Genomic DNA, 18,895 nt, shown 5'->3' with positions numbered 1-18,895 from the left:
GTTCTTTTTTTATTTTGCGCCGCCTGCTACCAATTCACTATATAACCCGCCCTGACGAAGAAGTTCCGCGTGGGATCCCTGCTGAAGTAAGTGACCCCCTTGAAGAACGAGAATACGGTCAGCCGATCGGATGGTATTTAATCGATGGGCAATCACAAAGCTGGTACGGCCCTTCATAAGCGCTTGCAAACCTTCCTGAATCTTGATCTCCGTAACCGTATCGATACTGCTGGTTGCTTCATCAAGAATCAGCATGGCCGGGTCAGCCAGAATGGCTCGGGCAATCGCTAACAGTTGTTTTTGACCTTGGCTAATGCCGCTTCCGTCTGTCGCCAGCATACGTTCATAACCATCCGGCATCCGCATGATGAAAGAATGGGCATTGGCCAGCTTGGCAGCCTCCTCGACCTCTTCGTCCGTAGCATCCAATCTTCCGTAACGGATGTTATCGCGAATACTACCCTTAAATAAGAAAGTATCCTGCAGTACAAATGCCATATGTCCTCGGAGACTTTCGCGGCGAATAGAGGTAATATCATGTCCATCAATGGTAATCTGCCCCTTATGCGGGTTATAGAAGCGGGATAACAACCCGATTACTGTAGTTTTCCCGGCTCCGGTAGGACCCACCAAAGCAATCATCTCCCCAGGCTTAGCCATAAAACTAATGTCTTGGAGCGTATCTCCTGCTTCGTCATAGGAAAAGGATACTCCGGAGAATTCCACTTCTCCTTCCACGGTCTCCAGTGTTTTGGCCGCCCCCTCATCCTTCGCTTCGGTTTCTTCATCCAGAACCTCGAACACCCGCTCAGCACCGGCAATCGCTGACAGCAGACTGTTCCACTGATTCGCCAAATCATTTAGCGGACGGGTGAACTGACGCGTGTATTCCACAAATACGATAATTACTCCAACCGTAATGGAGCCGTTAATCGCCAAGATTCCCCCTACCCCAGCGACAATCGCAAAGCTTAAATTGTTCAGTCCATTCATCAGCTTCGGAATAAAACCGGAGATCGCCTGCGCCCAGTAGCCTGACAGCATAATCCGTTCGTTCCGTTCACGAAAACCCGTTATCACACGTTCTTCCTGCGAAAAGGCTTTAATAATACGCTGCCCAGATAAAGTTTCTTCAATATAGCCGTTAAGTTCCCCCATATTCTTCTGCCGTTCCTTGAATAGCGGACCCGTCCGCCGGGTAATCCAGCGCATGCCAAAAGCCATCAAAGGGACGACAATAAACGTAAGCAAGGTTAATATAGGGCTAAGCCACAGCATTACGGAAACTGTACCTACAAGCGTCAAAATACTCGAAAAAATCTGGATAGCGGAGCTATTAAACGTAGAGCTTATATTTTCAATGTCATTGGTAAGCCGGCTCATAATCTCACCCTGCTGGCGGCGGTTGAAGAATGAGATAGGCAATTTAATCAAATGGGAGAACAACTCCGTACGCATTCGGTATACGGTCTCCTGAGCGATCTCGATCATCCAGATATTTTGCAGCCAGGAAGTCAGTGAATTGAAGATATATACCAGGGACAGTCCAATTAAAAAGACACCCCACAACTTTCCTCCCGTCCCCTCCAAGAAATCATCCACGGCTACACCGACCAGATAAGGGCCGAGCAATGAGAGCAGTGAACTTAGCACAACCATGAACAGAACAAGAGCCAATTTCACCTTTCGCTTAGCAAGGTAATTCCATATTCTCTTCAGTGTACCCGACCAATCTTTAGCCTTAGATTTCGGTTTGCGTCCCGTTGCAAGCCCTATCTTGCCTTCTGCAAGTGTAATTACCGGTCGAGGGTGACGAAAGGGTTCAAGTAATGCTTTAAACATGCTGAACCTCCTCCCCCAATTGTGATTTGTAGATGGTTCGATACAGTTCAGAGCTTACCATCAGTTCCTTATGATTGCCGCTTCCAATTAATCGTCCCTCATCCAGCAAAAGAATTAAATCCGCCGATGCTGTAGAACTGATCTTCTGGGTAATCAAAAACGTGGTACAGGACATTTCCTTCAGAGCCTCCAACAAAGCACCTTCAGTTACTGCATCCAATGCACTGGTACTGTCATCAAGAATGAGTATGGACGGATTTCTCACAAGAGCCCTGGCTATGGTTAGACGCTGTTTTTGACCGCCCGACAGGTTAACACCCCTCTGTCCAAGCTTTGTCTCGTATCCATCAGGTAATCCTTGTATGGTCTCATGAATTTGTGCCGCTACAGCAGCCTTCTGGATCTGTTCCAGGGTCGCATTCTCATCCCCCCACGCAATGTTCTCCCTTACCGTTCCTGTAAAGAGCAGCACTTCCTGTGGAACATAGCCAATGGCATGGCGCAGCCTTGAAATATCCATTTCGCGGGTATCTATTTCGTCAATTCGTATAGCCCCTGAGTTTTCTTCGTACAAACGTGGAATAAGTCCAACAAGCGAGGATTTCCCAGAGCCGGTGGAACCCATAATAGCAACCCGCTCCCCCGGGGAAACTGTAAAGGAGATATTCTCAAGAACAGAAATATCACTGCCAGGATAGCAAAAGCCAACCTTCACAAATTCAACCCTGCCCTGAATCGGTTTACTGTGAATTAATGATGTCTTCTCAGAACTACTACTTGTGTCAGGTATAGACGTTCCCTCGGCGAATACATCTTCAATACGCTGCAAGGAAGCCCGGGCTCTGGAAAAGGTAACTACGATCCAGGATAGGGCCGACAATGCACCAATGGTGCGCAGAGAGTAGTTGATTACCGCAATCGTTTCACCCAGGGTAGCGTCACCCGTAGAAATCTCCAGTCGGCCAAACCAAAGCACAGCTAATATCCCTGCATTCACGATTAGCAAAATAAAGGGCATCGTTGTTTCTGTTAACCTTAGTGCAGAGATTGTCGTTCTCATCAGGTTTTCGCTAAAGCCAGCAAAACGGCCAATTTCATGACTCATACGCACAAACACACGGATTAACCGTATCCCTGTCAAATTTTCCTGAATGACCCCGTTGACACCATCCAGACGGGCTTGAACATTTCGGAACAATAAGGATGCTCGTTTCATCACCCAATATAGAAATACGGCCAAGACAGGAACCGTCAACGTGAGGATTAATCCAAGCTTTACATGCACAACCAGCGCCATGATCACACTGCCCATAACTACAAGCGGTACACGCGTCATAAAACGCAAACTCATAAATATCGTATCCTGCAATTGGGAAACATCACTGGTGAGCCGTGTAATTAGAGAAGAAGCAGCAAAACGGTTGAATATTTCATAAGTAAAAGATTGCACTCTCTCATACAGCTTGTCCCTTAGATCAAAAGCGAAGCCCTGACTGGTATGCGATGCAAAAAAGGAACTTAAGATCCCGGCGATAAATGCAATTAAAGCGCTTCCTATTAAAACGCCGCCCCACATCCACACCACAGAAGGGTCCCTGCCCTTAATACCTTCATCAATAATTTTGGAGATCAAAAGAGGTTGTGACAGCTCCACAGCCAGTTCAATTAGCATCATAACTAGTGCGGCGACTGCTGCCACACGGTATTTTTTCAAGTAAGCAGAAATCAAGCTCATACCTTACCTCCGACCGGACAACCAACTCTCCGTAATTTGTTATATATTAATACCCAATACCATTACTCTTGCAGCGCATCCCGCAAACGGCTCGACATCATTGAGGACTGCGCAGACTTCACAGCGGCTCTTCGGAGTGCTTTGTTACTACGGGCTACTTCTGTTAAATCAGTCATCATATCCGTAAGTAACGCCTGCACCTCCGGGGATAACTTTTCATCTTCTATTAAAGAATCGATGCGTTTTTTGTATTGACTCACCTTATCTACCACCGTAATTACTCCCTTTCTTACCATTCATTGAGCTTTATTATACCATCTCCAGGAAAGAAGTTTTTAAGTTGCCTCATATAACATGTTTTTGCTGGCTTACGGTGTCAGGAATATGATACTGTAATAAGGTCGCCTTTTGGAGATAGCTATTATTTTGTCATTTGGAAAGGACCGATGGACAGTGGCACAGTTGTTTTTTAGATACGGAGCAATGAACAGCGGCAAATCTATAGAAATTCTAAAGGTAGCCCATAATTATGAGGAACAAGGCAAATCTGTTCTTATTTTCACCTCTTCTCTGGATGACAGAGATGAAATTGGTTATGTCTCTTCCCGAATAGGACTACGCAAACAAGCTAGAGCCATAGACGAAAAGACGGACATATACAGCATTGTCAGCAACCACCAACCAAAACCTCATTGTGTACTGATTGATGAATGCCAATTCTTGAATCGCGACAGCATTCTTCAGTTGGTCCGTATCGTAGATGAGCTAAATATTCCAGTAATGGCCTTCGGACTCAAAAATGATTTTCAGAACAACCTTTTTGAGGGAAGCAAATATATGTTGATTTACGCAGATAAAATCGAAGAAATGAAGACTATATGCTGGTTCTGCGAACGCAAAGCCACTATGGCCCTGCGTGTGGAGAACGGTAAGCCGGTTTACAGCGGTAAGCAAATTCAAATCGGCGGAAATGAAGCCTATTATCCCGTCTGCCGTAAATGCCACAAGAACCCGCCTCTATAATGACAAAAGAAAGCATTCCGCAGCCGAATCAATCGGGGGAATGCTTTTTTTATTTTATAATATTGTGCCTGGTCAAACGTTGTGAACAGCAAGGTTCTTTCTGCCGGTACAAAGAAGCGAAATATACCTTTTAATAAGCGCATATGCTACACCTCCCTATTCAAATACCGCTCATGAATCACGTTCAAATGATGAATCACATGACCAATCAGTACACATATCAATGCTCTCACAGAAATCAATGAGTCATTAGCGGTTCCCGTCCGGATCCCGGCCTCCTGAGGCAGACTTTCCAGCAATACCAGTGTCGATTCACGAACCAATTTATAATGATCAACCATCTGTTTCAGAGTGAACCTGTCAAAGCAACCGGAATCCACATAGTCATTTTCCTCATACCCAGCAAGCGGAGTCTTATCTCCTCGGGCAATTCTTAACAGACGGTAAGAAATAATGCGGTCATTATCTATCAGATGTCCAATGATCTGCTTGATATTCCATTTCTCTGATGCATAGCGGTATTCCCCCTGCACTTCACTTAATTCTCCCAAAAAAGCAAATATCGCTTGTGACTGCTCTCTAAAAATAGTAACCAATTCACCGTTCTCTGGCACTAACGAGATATAATCAGCATAAAAGTCTCCATATTCATTACGATTTGGCCGCTGTTCCATGGTCGAAATCCCCTCCATTTACAAATTTTAAGAAATATTTGGTGAAAAGTGGCATTTCCTGTTGTTGAATTTTATATCATTAGGTATAATATTCGCAAGATTAAGAATAAATTAATCGGTTCATCGGGAGTGTATGCATTGTTGGATTTTTTGCTCTTCATGTTATTTTCCGTGTTGGAAAGTTGTGCTTTATTTTTTCTAGCCTTCAAGATTTTTAAGATTGATCTGTATGAAAAAGAAATTATATTTGCCAGTATGATCATGGGGGGATTCTCTTACGTCCTCCGCAATAATTATAATTCACCCGATGTTGATGTCTTATTACAGTACATACTAGTCTTTTGTTTTTTTTGGCTTTTGTTTAGAATCCAAGTATTCTATGCAACAATAATGACGGCCATGGCTTATCAGGCTTTTTTGTTAATTCAATCCGTTCTTTATTTATTGATGAAAATGTCAGGTATCTATGAACTTCAGTATCCTATATTATCTTTTGGAACATATCTTTTACAGTTCATTTCCTCGATAATAACTTTATATATTGGTTATTATATAGGAAAAAAGAGGAAGGGATTTGATTTTGTCCCAGACAAGCCTGATGGGAGCATTAACATCAGCAGCCGCGACAAAATTATGTTTATTTTAACTTTGCCTTCCCCATTTTTTACATTGTTTATGTTATTTTCTGCCAAGCATTTATTTGAATTTTTCTCATTGATACCTATATTTTATGCAGTTCTATTGTTTGGATATTTATATCTCTCCAATAAAAAGGACCATGATAAACATGATTATTAATCATCTCGCAAATAAAATATCAGTTTCAATTAAACGAGCAAATCCGGAAGAAACCAGTTCCATTGAAATCATGCAATACTCCTTGAATATAATTTTAAATACATTGCTAATATTGTCAGGATCTGCACTTATAGGCTTGCTGCTTGATAACTTAGTGGATACTATGTTATTTTTTGTGAGTCTATCCATATTGCGCATATGTTCTGGAGGTTTTCATCTAAAAACTGCGTCTGCTTGTAATGTGGTTACCATTTTACTGTGTACTCTAACTCCATATTTCCTCAACTTTAGAGGAGGGATAGTTTTAGTAATAAATACTATCAGCTTCATAATTATGTTGCTCTTTGCACCCAATCCAGATAAAAATGCTCAAATTCCTCTCAGATTTTTCCCCCACCTAAAACTAGCTTCAATTCTATTAGTTAGTTTTAATTTTATTATAAATTCGTCTGTCATCGGACTGGCATTTTTTGTCCAGTCTTTAACAGTAATCCCATGGAAAAGGAGGGGGAAATAATGAAGAAATCTGTTGCAAAACACGCTTCTGCTGCTCTTTCAGCATCTGCTCGTTTTTTTGTATCTATTATGAAGTTCGCGTTTCATAGCCCAGAAGCACCAAAAGAATTACAGAAGTAATTGAACAAGGATGGGGAAAACATGCGTGTTCTACATCACGACGGCTCTTCCTGGGATATCCAGGAAGAGGAAATATTGTACTTCTCTAATTATAAAAATACAATATTCGTCCACACGAAAGAAGGCGAATTTGTTCTCCCCACCACTCTTTCTGATATTTTTTGTGCTTATGGGAGTAAAGGATTCGAACGTCTTGATCGAAGTAACGTAGTCAATATCCATAATATTGATGATTATGATTCTGTACGAAAGATTGTTTCTTTTAATAATGGTTCGCAATTTACAACAGTCTCGGAATCAAATGACTTACGTATAAAAAAATACTTAACGGCAAGAAAAAAAAGCCCGGCTAATTAAAAGTCGTGCTTTTTTTTAGGCTCTATCTCGAAATCAGTGCTTGACTTTCCGTTTTCATCACTATGCCTGGAACGATTTCGTTCTAACCTCGCCTGATGTTTCACCGGGTTTGTGGCAACTACGCCATACAGGTAGCCGAATCCGGGTTGCGGACCAGTCCTTCGTCGAATTAGAGAGGAAAATGCCCGCTATTACCGACCGAAATGCCATGAATTTGAGTTTAAGGGGAAATATCCCTATAATCTTACCCATACCGCCCCAAAGAGGTAGCGTCAAGAAGTTTGTGCATGAGAATAGAAGTATCTCCCCAGGTATCCCCGACAAATACGGCAAATCGTCTATCTACATGGGTTTCAATATATATAGTTGCACAACGTACACTTATATTTCTCCCTTAGCACACTTTTGGATGTTTAATTGCACTTTATACACTTATTTTTGGGTATTCCGGGGTTTAACCGGCATATTCGTGTTTTTAGTTGCACAACGTACATCTATCCATACATCCGAGCGCCAAAAGCTAGAAATAAGTGTATAAAATACATCTATTACTCTGACTACCTCCGAGTTTTCGGTAGGATCAAGAAGTTTGTGTATGAGAGTAGATACTAGTTTCTCGGGTGTGGTTTGTAGGTGTGGTTGTAGTTTGGGGCGGAGGAATCCCTCCCCTAACTACAAGGGGAATAGGTTGTTTCTTCCTGCACCGGGTATCGCGCTTCAAACATCTCGTTTAGTTTGTTCTTTACCTCTAAATCACCGAAGCCGCGAATCACCCGTTCGCCAAAACGTTCTATTGGGCGTAACGGATTCCTGTCCTTCTCATCACCTGTCAAGCACTGATTTTAGTGTTGAGCCTTTTTTTATGGAAATTAATCATTGTCCCATGTTATCCATCATTTGTAAAGAAAAATTCAGAAGATGAATGATAGGAGACAGAGCGCCTCATAAATGGTACCATTTGGAAAGGATGTATATTAAAATTACATAATAGCATATGGAGGGAACTAATGAATTATCAATTCCATCCTTCGCCTCGCCCCTCTTCTCTTGAATTGTTAACCGACGAGCAACTATTGAACATTTTTGAATTGGCGGTGCAGGCTAAGGCTTCCCCAGATTTTATTCAGATTATTGAAAGTGTTTTGGCAGGAAGAAATATCCCATTTCTTAAAGAACAACTCGAAGATCTCAACAAAGAAGTGAAAGAATAGAATTGTGTTAGACTACAGCTTGTTACAACCTATAGCGTAATTTATTAGTCCTCTATGGAATTTGGTGCGGACTGTTCAATTGTATATAATATCCATACACTCCAGGGGGCAGATCATTGATCTGTCTTTTTTAATTTGAATTTAGGGAGAAAAGTCTCAAATTTGCGCAACTTGGGCACAGTCCGCTGTAGCGGTCATTGTAGACAAAGGCATAATCGCCGGCCGTACGACGGAACCTTCGCTCCCAAGGCCACAGCTACCCGTGCAGAGGCGGTTAAAGTCATCTCTCTCCTGCTCACGGCCTCTATAAAGTGAACCTAAGAACTCATTAATCGCATACAATTATTTAAAAAGGAAGAGCAGCTCGCTGCTCTTCCTTTTTTCTCGTAATCTGACCTATGTATTATCCGTGTATTATATTGCTTCTGCATTACGATCAGGATGAATGTTCTGTAACTTTCCTTCATTCTGTGTTGCAGCATTTCCAAATCCAAAACGAATTTTCTTACGTAAAGGTTCCTCGTAGTACTTAAAAATGATCGAGCTCAACACAAGGGCAATTATAAAAGATAAGGTGTGACTCAGCCATAAGCTAAAATGCATATAATCTACATAACTCAACGCTAGTGCATGAATCATATAAAAGGAAAAACTAATCTCACCTAGATATACTAAGTATTTATTAGACAATATTCTTGAAAAGACACCCTTCTGGAAAGCAAATGTATATATTAACAGCCCCCATGCAGGCACAAAAAACAAACCTCTCATATTGGGAAGTTCCAGCACCCCAGACAGCATAATAAATGTAGAAATTAGTATCAGGCATCCTAACTCCTTAAGATTAGACGACAGTTCCTTTCCCGGTTTACTCTGATCAGACCTTTTAATAAATATCAGTCCTAAAACAACTCCCACCATAAATTCAAAAGCTCTTGTTGCTGGAAATATATTTAGAGCCCAGACAAATATTTTATTTTCTTGCGTCAGAATCAAGTTTAAGATGAATAAACCCGCCCACACTAAGGTCAGTAGAGACAGGATTACTTTTGTATTTTTAAATATATTAAATCTTTTTAACCCATAAAGAAGAAATGGAAAAATCAAATAAAAAAAGGCCTCCACCGATAATGTCCAAGAGACGCTGTTAAAATTAAAGTACACGCTGGAAATCGGTATGTAGCTCTGAACTAGAAATAAGTTAATACCCGACATAATAGCCAATTTGATCGCATACAGCCCTTCAGGATCAAAATAAATTAACACTAACGGTGTTGCTAATAAAAAGGTCAATAGATGAACCGGATAAATTTTTGCAAATCTAGCTAAATAGAAACGTCGTATATTTTCTTTATTCAAAACATTTAATTTTGTTTGGTAGGTGTAAGCGAGTATAAATCCAGAAAGAACAAAAAAGAATTGAACACCAGCAGAACCCAATCCATAAACCACGAATATTCCTCCAGTATGAAAGAGAAATACCAATAAAGCAGCTAAAAATCTAAATGAAGTTAGTGGTCTTAACAATTTTCACCCTCCTTGGTTCTTTATTGAGAACAGTATACAATATAATCCAATGGCACGATGTGGATAAATTCACAGGCATGATCGATTTTATTAGTCTATACAAAAAAAGCCTAGAGGATTCTCATAGGCTCATCAAAATGTTTAATTATTGGTACTTTTAATTTTAAAGTTATGTACTCTCATCCATTTATTTAGAACAAACTCATCGATCATGCCCGTCGCTGGCCTAACACGAAATTTATGTTCAGAGCCTTTCTCAAATCCCAACGCATCGTAGATTAGATCATCATGCATTTGTTTAACAAAATAAACCTTCTTTAATCCCAATCTATCCAATAATTCAAGCTTAACATTCTCTATAAATTGATCTGAATAAACCCTAGCCATGCCTACAGCACCGTCCCACTTAGTTATGTCAATACATGTTCAACAACAAACAAAACAATATTACCAAGTATAACATGACTCCATAATTAAGATACGTCTACAGCGAATGGTTTGTTTTGAGCAACTTCTTTTTTCTTTCTGTATTTAATTAATTTACGCATCGGTTCTTCATAGAATTTGAATGCTAATGAGCTAAGAACTAATGTAATTATCAGTGAAACAATGTAACTGGGTACAGGACCTGTAGTAACGTTCCTCATATACAACAAGACTAAGAGATGGATCATATAAAATGAAAAACTAATTTGACCTAAATACACAAAATACTTGTGGGAAATTATCTTTGAAATGACTCCTTTATTATAAGCAAAAACAAAAATAATCAGGGTCCAAATTGGAGTGAAATAAAGTCCCTTCAAATTAGGAAGCGGCAAGGATTTGGATATAAATAATAAGACAGCCAATACAGCCAAGCATCCTATTTCCAAAATGTTAGCTACTTTAAACGTGAAAATTGAATTTTTCTTTGATAATTTAAGAAACAGTAAACCTAATACTATTCCTATAATAAATTCAAATGATCTCATTGCTGGAAATATGTTAAGCAGCCATACAAAGAGTGTATTTTCCTTTTCTTGTGGAAGTAATAATTGCAGAGAAAATAATAATATCCAACTAAAAATTAGTATTGCCGATGTTTTTTTCATATTTTTTATAATTTTATTTCCAAACAGATACAAAATAAATGGGAAGATGGCGTAAAAGAAAACCTCTGCGGATAATGTCCACGATACATTATTAAAACTAAAATACACATCAGAAATTGGAACATAACTTTGCAGCAGTAACAAATCCATCCCTGCGATAAATATATATAAACCATCTGGGTTCAAGTTCATTAATACCCATGGTATAGCTAACAAAAATGTAAGAAAGTGCATAGGATAAATCTTTGCAAACCTTGCTTTATAAAAATGTTTAACATCTGACTTGTTGAGCCGGTCAAACTTTCCGTAGTATGTATAAGTAAGTATGAATCCTGATAATATGAAGAAGAATTGTACACCTGCTGAGCCAAGTCCATAAGGACCATAAATTCCACCGCTATGAAAAAGAAAAACCGCTAATGCTGCAAAAAATCTGAAAGAAGTTAAAGTATTTATCATTAAAATCCTCCTCTATCGTTCTCTATTAAGAACTATACAATATGGAAGATCAAATTCCTATACATTTTTTACGAAAAAGGATATATATTGGATTATGAGGAAACCGATATATATCCTTTAAATATAACGATCATTAGAATAGACCCATTGTTCACTTGTATCATTTTGAGGAGTCTAACATGATTTATCGCATCAAAAAAGCCACTCCAACGTATGAAGTGACTTGAAATGGCTTACTATGGTAGTATGCGAGGAACAAACGGGCTCATGTCAACACTTATTGCTGCTTCATCTACCAAGCGTTGTGTTGCAACTTGTATATCAAGAAGTTGTGTCTCGATTTTAAGCACATCTGGGAAAATAAGAAAAATGCCTTTTCTATGTAATCCCAAGACTTTTTTTCCTTTTGAATTTAGTTCCTTTTTTAATTTTTCATTGATTGTCACAGGGGCTTTAGTAACAGAGTCTATGTATTCATTAAAAATGTAGTTTTGTGTTACTGGAAACATATTTTGAATTAGAAATGCTTTTTTATTGCCCATAACAAAACCAAATACAATAGTATCAACTACTTTACCAGCTAGGATTTTTTTATTATAAATACCTTGAAACTTTTTAACCTGAGAAGATATAGGAATGAACCAATTAATTCCCGTTTTAACATCAACAAAGGAATAGAAGCAGGGTCTATTATGCTCAACTCCAGCTATTGTCTCTTTATTTGACATCAACTTATTATCAGGAAAGTCTATAAAATACTTATCATGGACAAAATAAAAGTTCCCATCAACTATTGTTTCCATATGTATAGCTGCCACCTTCATAATTAAAGCCCTATCCCGTTAAAGATAGAGCTTTAATAAACATTTGAGCACCGACCTTTTATGGTTCGCATATCGGTTAGCGAGAACATTTGAGCACCGACCTTTTATGGTTCGCATATCGGTTAGCGAGAACATTTGACTATTTGACTATTTGACTATTTGACTACCTTGTCTTGCAAATAAAATGTACCATGAAAACCCATTTAACACAAGTGAATAATTGAAAAAATTTAAAAGTTAAGCCTTGACTTACCCCCAAAAAAAGGGTGTAAAAAACCCTTAACTCCGATTTTTTCATGAATTAATACTTATTTGGCTACGTTTTTCTAATAATTAACAAAAGAATCAGCATTACAATTAAATGCTGACCGTTTCGGTAATTATTTGTAATTTATTTTCATACTCCTGTTTTAATCATTTAAGATTTTCTTCTGCGTTTGCTCAAATTTTATCAATTACTGAATCTAATTTGGCGCTTGCTTAATTTAGTCGATCTCTTATTGTCTTCTCCTTTTTCCAATTCAAAGTCCGTCATAATAAAAATACCGCTTTTTCTTGGATTTTTTCAAACCCAATAAATAGCGGTATTAGTTGGTATGTTATATAGAAGTTTATCGGCTTGGCAACGCTAATTTTAGATATTTACCGCCATAATTGTTCTGGCTGTAAACACCTTCCAAAACCCCACACCCCTTACACTTCAATCCTCCTTACCCTTTCAAGACACCTTATGCTCAATCCGCAGCTTGTCGGCTACCATGGCAATAAATTCCGAGTTAGTTGGCTTGGATTTGGAGATATTAATGGTGTAGCCGAACAGGTGGGAGATGCTGTCGATGTTGCCGCGAGTCCAGGCCACTTCAATGGCGTGGCGAATTGCACGTTCTACACGCGAAGGAGTGGTTTTAAATTTCTCGGCGATCGCTGGGTACAACGTTTTGGTTATTGCTCCAAGAATTTCGATATTGTTGTAAACTATGGTAATGGCTTCACGCAGATATTGATATCCTTTGATATGCGCCGGAACGCCGATCTCATGGATTATAGACGTAATGTTAGCGTCGAGGTTCTTTCCTTTGGAGAGAGGTACGACGTTTGATCTTGAAGAGGAAAAGTTATTCATATTGGAGGAAGAACTAAGACTTCCTTGGGTGCCGACCAGCTGTCTTACGCGGTTAGCCAATACCTCCATATCGAACGGCTTAAGGATATAATAAGATGCTCCAAGTTGTACAGCTCTTTGGGTGATGTTCTCCTGCCCGAAGGCGGTCAGCATGATGATCTTAGGCGCTGGATTCAAATCCATATCACGCAGTCGTTCTAGAACGCCAAGTCCATCCAGATGAGGCATGATGATATCGAGGATCAGGACATCGGGTACTTTACGGGCTGTGCTCAGCATGTGAAGAACTTCTTCTCCGTTATATGCAATACCCGTCACGGTCATATCTTCCTGTTCCGTAATATATTCGGCAAGCAAATTCGTAAACTCCCTGTTATCATCGGCCAACAACACTTCAATATTCTGCACTGGCTTAATCCTCCTTATAATCTCTGCGATAACGAAAATAATATTAACATTATTTTACTCTCCCTTAGGGATTCGACATGCAAATCTAATTTCCTTCTGTCGAATATTATTTTTCTTTATTTTTTTTCAAGGTTGATTTATAATTAAATATTTTTTTCATTATTCGATTCCGTTCGTTCTCCTTCGACAAAAAAATCTTAAGGCTAAACCGCCTTAAGATGTGGGGAAATTATATTTTGCTGCAGAACTCCTGAATCATTAAGCATCCATTCGATAAAACAGCCATAACCTGATTTCGGATCATTCACAAAGACATGAGTGACAGCCCCGATTAGCTTGCCATTTTGTACAATTGGACTTCCACTCATCCCCTGAACAATGCCACCTGTTTTATCAATAAGACGAGTATCTGTAATGCGCAATACCATTCCTTTTGTTGCAGGCTCAGGCTGACGGGCAACATGAATGATCTCTACATTAAACCGTTCCACCTGTTGACCGTCTACAACCGTTAGAATTTGGGCCGGACCCTCTTTCACTTCGCTGCCCATGGCAACAGGGATAGGCTCCTGATAAAGACTGTGGTCAGGATTCCGGGTCATTTTACCAAAGATTCCAAACTGTGTATTACTTTCTACATTCCCGAGAACCTGGCTTTCTTTTAGAAAAGTGGCCCTTTTCTCACCTGGATCTCCATCCTGGCTTTTGGATATAGAGGTTACACTGGACTGAATAATATGTCCACTGCCAACAACAATCGGAGTGCCGGTATTCATATCTGTAATCACATGCCCAAGAGCGCCATAGACGTTTTGGTTCGGATCATAAAAGGTAAGAGTTCCCACCCCTGCTGCTGAATCCCGTATATACAACCCTAGCCGCCATACCTTATCATTGCGGTCATATGCAGGCTTCAGTTTGGCGACCCGCTCCTTGCCTCCACGTTTATAAGTAATGGAGAGAAAAGCATCCGTTTTGCCCGCATGTTCCACAATTTTCGCCACCCTTGAGACCTCGTCCAGCTTCACTCCATCAATGGAGATCATTAAATCCCCAGGCTGTAATCCACAAACTTCACCCGGGGAGGTCTTGGTCTGCTGGGACACTTCTACAAGATGGTGTCCAACAATAAGCACACCTGCTGACTTGACTTTTACGCCAATGGTCTGGCCTCCCGGTATAACTTTGATCTTCCGGTCTATGTCACCCCGAAGACCCTTTTGATTCACTTCTCCAGCAACTTCCTTTGCCGCATTATGGTTCATATTCAGCGGCGAGGCAGAGCTTCGGACCGTTCCCGTTACGCCTGATAAACTAAGAAAGAAGGCAAGTAAAAGGCCGGGCATTAACTTCCTGAGGTTCGGCTTCAATGGCTGTCACGCTCCCTTTAGCTTCTTTCGCTTGACGAAAAAGGTGGTCGCCAATTGCGTACCTATAAGATAACCTTGCCCCCAGGCTTTTATTACTGTCAATCATTGTCCCGACTAGCTTGCAGCACCCTTGCTGGCCTCCGCTAAATTGAGCATTTCCTGTGCATGGTGCAACGTTTTTTCGGTAATTTCAACGCCTCCAAGCATTCGGGCCAGCTCCACTACCCGGCCGTGGGTGGACAAGGATTCCACCTCAGTCATGGTTCTTCCGTCTTCAACCTTCTTACGTATCAAATACTGATGATCAGCCATACAGGCCACCTGAGGTAAATGAGTAATGGAAAACACCTGGCAGGTTGAAGACAGCTTGTACAGCTTATCTGCGATGGACTGGGCAGCACGTCCGCTGACACCCGTATCCACTTCATCAAAGATCAGGACCGGTATCGCATCATGTCTGGCGAAAATACTCTTCATTGCCAACATCATCCGTGACAGCTCTCCGCCTGAGGCAATTTTGCTCAAAGGTCTTAAAGGTTCGCCCGGATTAGGGGAGATCATAAACTCAGCACTGTCAATGCCTTGCCGTGTTAGACGAATTCGTCGATTCTGATATTCAATGCCTCTAGGGTCCTCCAGTGTTTCCAAATTGACCTTAAGGGAAGTTCGCTCCATCTGCAGATCTTTAAGCTCACTCTCCACTTGTCCCGCCAAATCAAGGGCACACTGGCGCCGAGCCTCACTGAGCTTATTCGCTGCTTCCATTAGAACACCGAGCAGTCCGTCACGCTTCGCCGTTAATTTTTCCAGATATTCATCTTTGTTCTCTAATAAATCCGTTTCCCGATGAATTTGATCATAATATTCCAAAATTTGCTCAATGCTATCTCCGTATTTTCGGCGCAGTCCCGAAATTAGATCCAGACGATTCTCAATCTCCTCTAGTCGTTCCGGATTGAATTCTATTTCATCACGGTAATCACGAAGCTGAAAAGCGGCATCCTCCAGCTGATAATAGGAAGACTGCAGTTGCTCCAATATAGGCTTCAATCCCTTTTCATCATATCGGACTGCATCCTCAAGCTTGGATATCACATTTCCTATAGATTCAATTCCTTGCTTATCGTAGAGAAGTTCGTAAGACCCTGATACGGAATCCATCATTTTCTCGCTGTGAGATAGTTTGACCCTTTCTTCCGAAAGTAATGCATCTTCTCCCGTTTTTAATGAGGCCGCAGATATTTCCTCTAATTGAAAACGATATAAGTCAAGCATCTGATAGCCCTTTTGGCTAGATTCCTGCAGCTCACGCAACTCTTTTTCCACTTTAGCGAATTCAGAATACTTCTCCTGATAGGCTGCTTTAAGGGGTCCGATCAACGCTTCCCCAAAGGTATCCAGCAGACTTAAATGCCGCTCCGCCTTTAAAAGGTTCTGATGCTCATGCTGACCGTGAATATTGACAAGCTGTTCACCAATTTCACGGAGCATACTTAAATTTACCATTTGGCCATTTACACGAGAGGTACTTTTCCCCTGTGCTGTTAGCTCGCGGCGAATAATTAAATGCTCTTCCTTCTGCGCACGAATACCAAGGCGTTCCAGCGTCTCCCATACAGGATGACTCTCAGGGAGACTGAAAAGCGCTTCCATCTCAGCCTTCTCACAGCCATAACGAATAGAATCAGCAGAGCCGCGGCCGCCGGCAATAAGTCCAAGAGCATCAATGACGATGGACTTACCCGCACCCGTCTCCCCTGTAAGAACGTGAAATCCAGGATAAAATAAAACATCTACTGCTTCGACTACAGCAAGATTACGGATTGATAACGTCTCTAACACGAATAAGGCACCTCCGAAAAGATGATAATCAGCATATATGAAATTAGGATATGTAGCCCATAATTTGCGCAATAACATTCTTGCTGTCTTCCGGCTGACGGCAAATGATCAGAATCGTATCGTCACCGGAGATTGTACCCATGATTTGCGGCCAAGCAATATTATCAATAAGCGCAGCAACCGAATTTGCAGTTCCCGGCAGACATTTCATAACTACCAGATTGGCTGAAAAATCGATTTGCACGAAATTGTCCACCAATACCCGCTTCAATTTCTGTGTTGGGTTATAACGTTGATCAGTCGGAAGTGAATATTTATATCTTCCGTCGTCCATAGGGACTTTTATTAGTAGCAGTTCTTTGATATCCCGAGACACCGTTGCCTGCGTCACCTGAAAACCGGAATTTCGCAATTCTTCAACCAGCTCGTCCTGAGTTTCTATATCGTGGTGAGTTATGATCTCACGTATTTTGATGTGCCTTTGTCCCTTCATTAGTTGCCTCCCGTATTTAAATATTGCTTAGTCTGATTCACCATCGTCTTTACCGAGCTTAATCACACTAACTTTAGTTGAAGAAAGGTTCACGAATAATACTCCACCACATTCCGGATAAAGCAAAAGATAGGGAAGCAAAAAATCCCTAATACCGCTTCCTGTCCATTCCAATTGCTTCCGAGGTCTCTCAAGCATAACTAGATATAAGGTTCCATCATTTGCAGAAGCGACGTAATCAATATATAACCGACTGTATAGTATCGAACCGTCAGCGGTAAAGGACAGCGGAATTCGGAGCTTACCGCCGACAACTTCATAGCCAGCTGCCTCAAGCATGTCCAAAGCGGGGTGAGGTATAATTTCTTTATTGATAGGAATAGTGTCCTTCATGAAAGAACGAGGAGAACTCTGCAGCCATATATAAACCCGGTACAAAACCCAAATCGACAACGCTACACCAATCAGCACCATTACTGCCCTGTCCGAGTTACCCGACATAACAATCACCTCGGTGATTTATTCGCGCTAATCCCTTCAATTCCTTCTTCCTTTAGCAAAAGAAACTCATCGACCCGATGAGTTTCCATGAACAGAATTGACTTTGAAAGTAGTTGAGGCTTCTTTTACAACAGCCTCAGAGAGCGCAGAAATCTCTTGAAGGGCCGTTTCTGTCAGCGGTGCCACCAACTGTTGATCTCCGCTTTGATTCGGATCTTCCAACGTCTCGAGTCTCCAGTGGACGAGAAATTCAATGTTACCCTCTCCGCCGGTTATAGGTGAGAAAGTTAACCCTTTAAGCTGGTATCCTAGCTCAGCAGCCATAGTTAATACGTTCATCAAGACTTCCTTATGAACCGCTGAATCACGTATCACTCCGGATTTACCGACCTTTTCACGGCCCGCTTCGAACTGAGGTTTAATTAAGGCTGCGATATCAGCAGGTCGTTGCAGCAAAGCCTTCAGCGGAGGCAAAATAATCTTAAGGGAAATAAATGATACATCAATACTAGCGAAGTCCGGAGCCGGACCGTCGATATCAGGAGGGGTCATGTAACGGAAGTTGGTGCGTTCCATCACACGTACACGCTCATGATTGCGTAGTGACCAGTCCAGTTGATTGTAGCCAACATCAATAGCATAAACGTAATTCGCGCCATTTTGGAGTGCACAATCCGTAAAACCGCCGGTCGATGCTCCGATATCCAGCATATTCCGTCCTTGCAGATCTATCCCGAAATGCCGAAGCGCTTTCTCTAGCTTCAGTCCTCCACGGCTAACATAAGGGTGCACAGAGCCCTTTACCTTCAAGGTCGAGCTCCGCAACACTTTCATTCCGGCCTTCTCGATCCGCTCTTCATTCGCCAATACAAGTCCAGCCATAATCGCTGCTTTGGCCTTTTCCCGACTTTCATAAAATCCCTGCTCTACAAGCAGGACATCAATCCGTTCCTTAGGGTGTTCCATGGTCATCTCCTG

The 18,895-nt window shown here is 41.1% G+C and carries 18 protein-coding genes; 5 read left to right on the top strand and 13 right to left on the bottom strand.

Annotated features, from left to right (window positions below; all coding sequences use genetic code 11):
* Positions 1-9: 9 nt before the first annotated feature.
* From J2T20_RS13595 to J2T20_RS13585, 3 genes are all read right to left on the bottom strand, one after another.
* Positions 10-1,842, bottom strand: coding sequence for an ABC transporter ATP-binding protein (locus tag J2T20_RS13595; RefSeq protein ID WP_307589150.1), 1,833 nt, complete (start codon positions 1,840-1,842; stop codon positions 10-12).
* The gene (locus J2T20_RS13590; RefSeq protein WP_307589148.1) at positions 1,835-3,577 is read right to left on the bottom strand and encodes an ABC transporter ATP-binding protein; all 1,743 of its coding nucleotides are present in this window, start codon (positions 3,575-3,577) and stop codon (positions 1,835-1,837) included. The genes J2T20_RS13595 and J2T20_RS13590 overlap by 8 nt, the downstream gene beginning before the upstream one ends.
* Positions 3,578-3,639: 62 nt before the next feature.
* Positions 3,640-3,837: a hypothetical protein gene (locus tag J2T20_RS13585; protein WP_307589146.1), complete on the bottom strand. Its 198-nt coding sequence runs from the start codon at positions 3,835-3,837 to the stop codon at positions 3,640-3,642.
* Between the two features lie 193 nt (positions 3,838-4,030).
* On the opposite strand from J2T20_RS13585, the gene J2T20_RS13580 reads away from it, so the two are divergent.
* Entirely contained in the window at positions 4,031-4,600 is a 570-nt protein-coding gene (locus J2T20_RS13580) for a thymidine kinase (RefSeq protein ID WP_307589289.1), read from the top strand.
* 146 nt (positions 4,601-4,746) lie between these two features.
* Here the strand turns inward: J2T20_RS13580 and J2T20_RS13575 are convergent, their stop codons facing one another.
* A complete protein-coding gene (locus J2T20_RS13575; RefSeq protein WP_307589145.1) occupies positions 4,747-5,274 on the bottom strand; it encodes a DinB family protein in 528 nt (175 codons plus the stop codon).
* A 138-nt stretch (positions 5,275-5,412) separates the two neighbouring features.
* On the opposite strand from J2T20_RS13575, the gene J2T20_RS13570 reads away from it, so the two are divergent.
* The 4 genes from J2T20_RS13570 (at position 5,413) to sda (ending at position 8,276) form a co-directional block, all read left to right on the top strand.
* Positions 5,413-6,072 carry a hypothetical protein gene (locus tag J2T20_RS13570; protein WP_307589143.1) on the top strand — a complete coding sequence of 220 codons (660 nt, stop codon included), beginning with the start codon at positions 5,413-5,415 and terminating at the stop codon, positions 6,070-6,072.
* Positions 6,005-6,589 (top strand): accessory gene regulator ArgB-like protein, encoded by a 585-nt coding sequence (locus J2T20_RS25775; protein ID WP_373457797.1) that lies wholly within the window; start codon positions 6,005-6,007, stop codon positions 6,587-6,589. Before J2T20_RS13570 ends, J2T20_RS25775 begins: the two co-directional genes overlap by 68 nt.
* 140 nt (positions 6,590-6,729) lie before the next feature.
* Complete coding sequence (locus tag J2T20_RS13565; protein ID WP_307589141.1) at positions 6,730-7,065, top strand: LytTR family DNA-binding domain-containing protein; 336 nt, start codon at positions 6,730-6,732, stop codon at positions 7,063-7,065.
* 1,007 nt (positions 7,066-8,072) lie between these two features.
* A complete protein-coding gene (gene sda, locus J2T20_RS13560; protein ID WP_307589139.1) occupies positions 8,073-8,276 on the top strand; it encodes a sporulation histidine kinase inhibitor Sda in 204 nt (67 codons plus the stop codon).
* A gap of 414 nt (positions 8,277-8,690) precedes the next feature.
* Here the strand turns inward: sda and J2T20_RS13555 are convergent, their stop codons facing one another.
* The 9 genes from J2T20_RS13555 to J2T20_RS13515 form a co-directional block, all read right to left on the bottom strand.
* A complete protein-coding gene (locus J2T20_RS13555) occupies positions 8,691-9,803 on the bottom strand; it encodes an acyltransferase family protein (protein ID WP_307589136.1) in 1,113 nt (370 codons plus the stop codon).
* Positions 9,804-10,276: 473 nt separating this feature from the next.
* Positions 10,277-11,356: an acyltransferase family protein gene (locus J2T20_RS13550; RefSeq protein ID WP_307589134.1), complete on the bottom strand. Its 1,080-nt coding sequence runs from the start codon at positions 11,354-11,356 to the stop codon at positions 10,277-10,279.
* A 236-nt stretch (positions 11,357-11,592) separates the two neighbouring features.
* Positions 11,593-12,159: a type III toxin-antitoxin system CptIN family toxin gene (cptIN, locus tag J2T20_RS13545; protein WP_307589133.1), complete on the bottom strand. Its 567-nt coding sequence runs from the start codon at positions 12,157-12,159 to the stop codon at positions 11,593-11,595.
* A gap of 739 nt (positions 12,160-12,898) precedes the next feature.
* Entirely contained in the window at positions 12,899-13,711 is an 813-nt protein-coding gene (spo0A, locus tag J2T20_RS13540) for a sporulation transcription factor Spo0A (RefSeq protein ID WP_307589131.1), read from the bottom strand.
* Positions 13,712-13,914: 203 nt separating this feature from the next.
* Positions 13,915-15,081: a SpoIVB peptidase gene (spoIVB, locus tag J2T20_RS13535; RefSeq protein ID WP_307589130.1), complete on the bottom strand. Its 1,167-nt coding sequence runs from the start codon at positions 15,079-15,081 to the stop codon at positions 13,915-13,917.
* A 114-nt stretch (positions 15,082-15,195) separates the two neighbouring features.
* Complete coding sequence (gene recN, locus J2T20_RS13530) at positions 15,196-16,923, bottom strand: DNA repair protein RecN (RefSeq protein WP_307589128.1); 1,728 nt, start codon at positions 16,921-16,923, stop codon at positions 15,196-15,198.
* Between the two features lie 43 nt (positions 16,924-16,966).
* Positions 16,967-17,416, bottom strand: a complete 450-nt coding sequence (gene ahrC / locus J2T20_RS13525; RefSeq protein WP_036657524.1) for a transcriptional regulator AhrC/ArgR — start codon at positions 17,414-17,416, stop codon at positions 16,967-16,969.
* Between the two features lie 27 nt (positions 17,417-17,443).
* Positions 17,444-17,917 (bottom strand): hypothetical protein, encoded by a 474-nt coding sequence (locus J2T20_RS13520; protein ID WP_307589125.1) that lies wholly within the window; start codon positions 17,915-17,917, stop codon positions 17,444-17,446.
* A 66-nt stretch (positions 17,918-17,983) separates the two neighbouring features.
* On the bottom strand, positions 17,984-18,883 hold the full coding sequence (locus tag J2T20_RS13515; RefSeq protein ID WP_307589123.1) for a TlyA family RNA methyltransferase: 900 nt from the start codon (positions 18,881-18,883) through the stop codon (positions 17,984-17,986).
* Between the last annotated feature and the right edge of the window lie 12 nt (positions 18,884-18,895).

The sequence above is a fragment of the Paenibacillus wynnii genome (assembly GCF_030812855.1).
GTDB lineage: Bacteria > Bacillota > Bacilli > Paenibacillales > Paenibacillaceae > Paenibacillus_AQ > Paenibacillus_AQ wynnii_A.
The sequence above is the reverse complement of the archived record's forward strand: the minus strand, read 5'-3'. Positions and strand labels throughout refer to the sequence as shown.

Coding starts and splice junctions, on each gene's coding strand:
- J2T20_RS13595 (WP_307589150.1), bottom strand. CDS start 1,842: ATGTTTAAAGCATTACTTGAACCCTTTCGTCACCCTCGACCGGTAATT.
- J2T20_RS13590 (WP_307589148.1), bottom strand. CDS start 3,577: ATGAGCTTGATTTCTGCTTACTTGAAAAAATACCGTGTGGCAGCAGTC.
- J2T20_RS13575 (WP_307589145.1), bottom strand. CDS start 5,274: ATGGAACAGCGGCCAAATCGTAATGAATATGGAGACTTTTATGCTGAT.
- J2T20_RS25775 (WP_373457797.1), top strand. CDS start 6,005: ATGCAGTTCTATTGTTTGGATATTTATATCTCTCCAATAAAAAGGACC.
- J2T20_RS13565 (WP_307589141.1), top strand. CDS start 6,730: ATGCGTGTTCTACATCACGACGGCTCTTCCTGGGATATCCAGGAAGAG.
- sda (WP_307589139.1), top strand. CDS start 8,073: ATGAATTATCAATTCCATCCTTCGCCTCGCCCCTCTTCTCTTGAATTG.
- J2T20_RS13550 (WP_307589134.1), bottom strand. CDS start 11,356: ATGATAAATACTTTAACTTCTTTCAGATTTTTTGCAGCATTAGCGGTT.
- cptIN (WP_307589133.1), bottom strand. CDS start 12,159: ATGGAAACAATAGTTGATGGGAACTTTTATTTTGTCCATGATAAGTAT.
- ahrC (WP_036657524.1), bottom strand. CDS start 17,416: ATGAAGGGACAAAGGCACATCAAAATACGTGAGATCATAACTCACCAC.
- J2T20_RS13520 (WP_307589125.1), bottom strand. CDS start 17,917: ATGTCGGGTAACTCGGACAGGGCAGTAATGGTGCTGATTGGTGTAGCG.
- J2T20_RS13515 (WP_307589123.1), bottom strand. CDS start 18,883: ATGGAACACCCTAAGGAACGGATTGATGTCCTGCTTGTAGAGCAGGGA.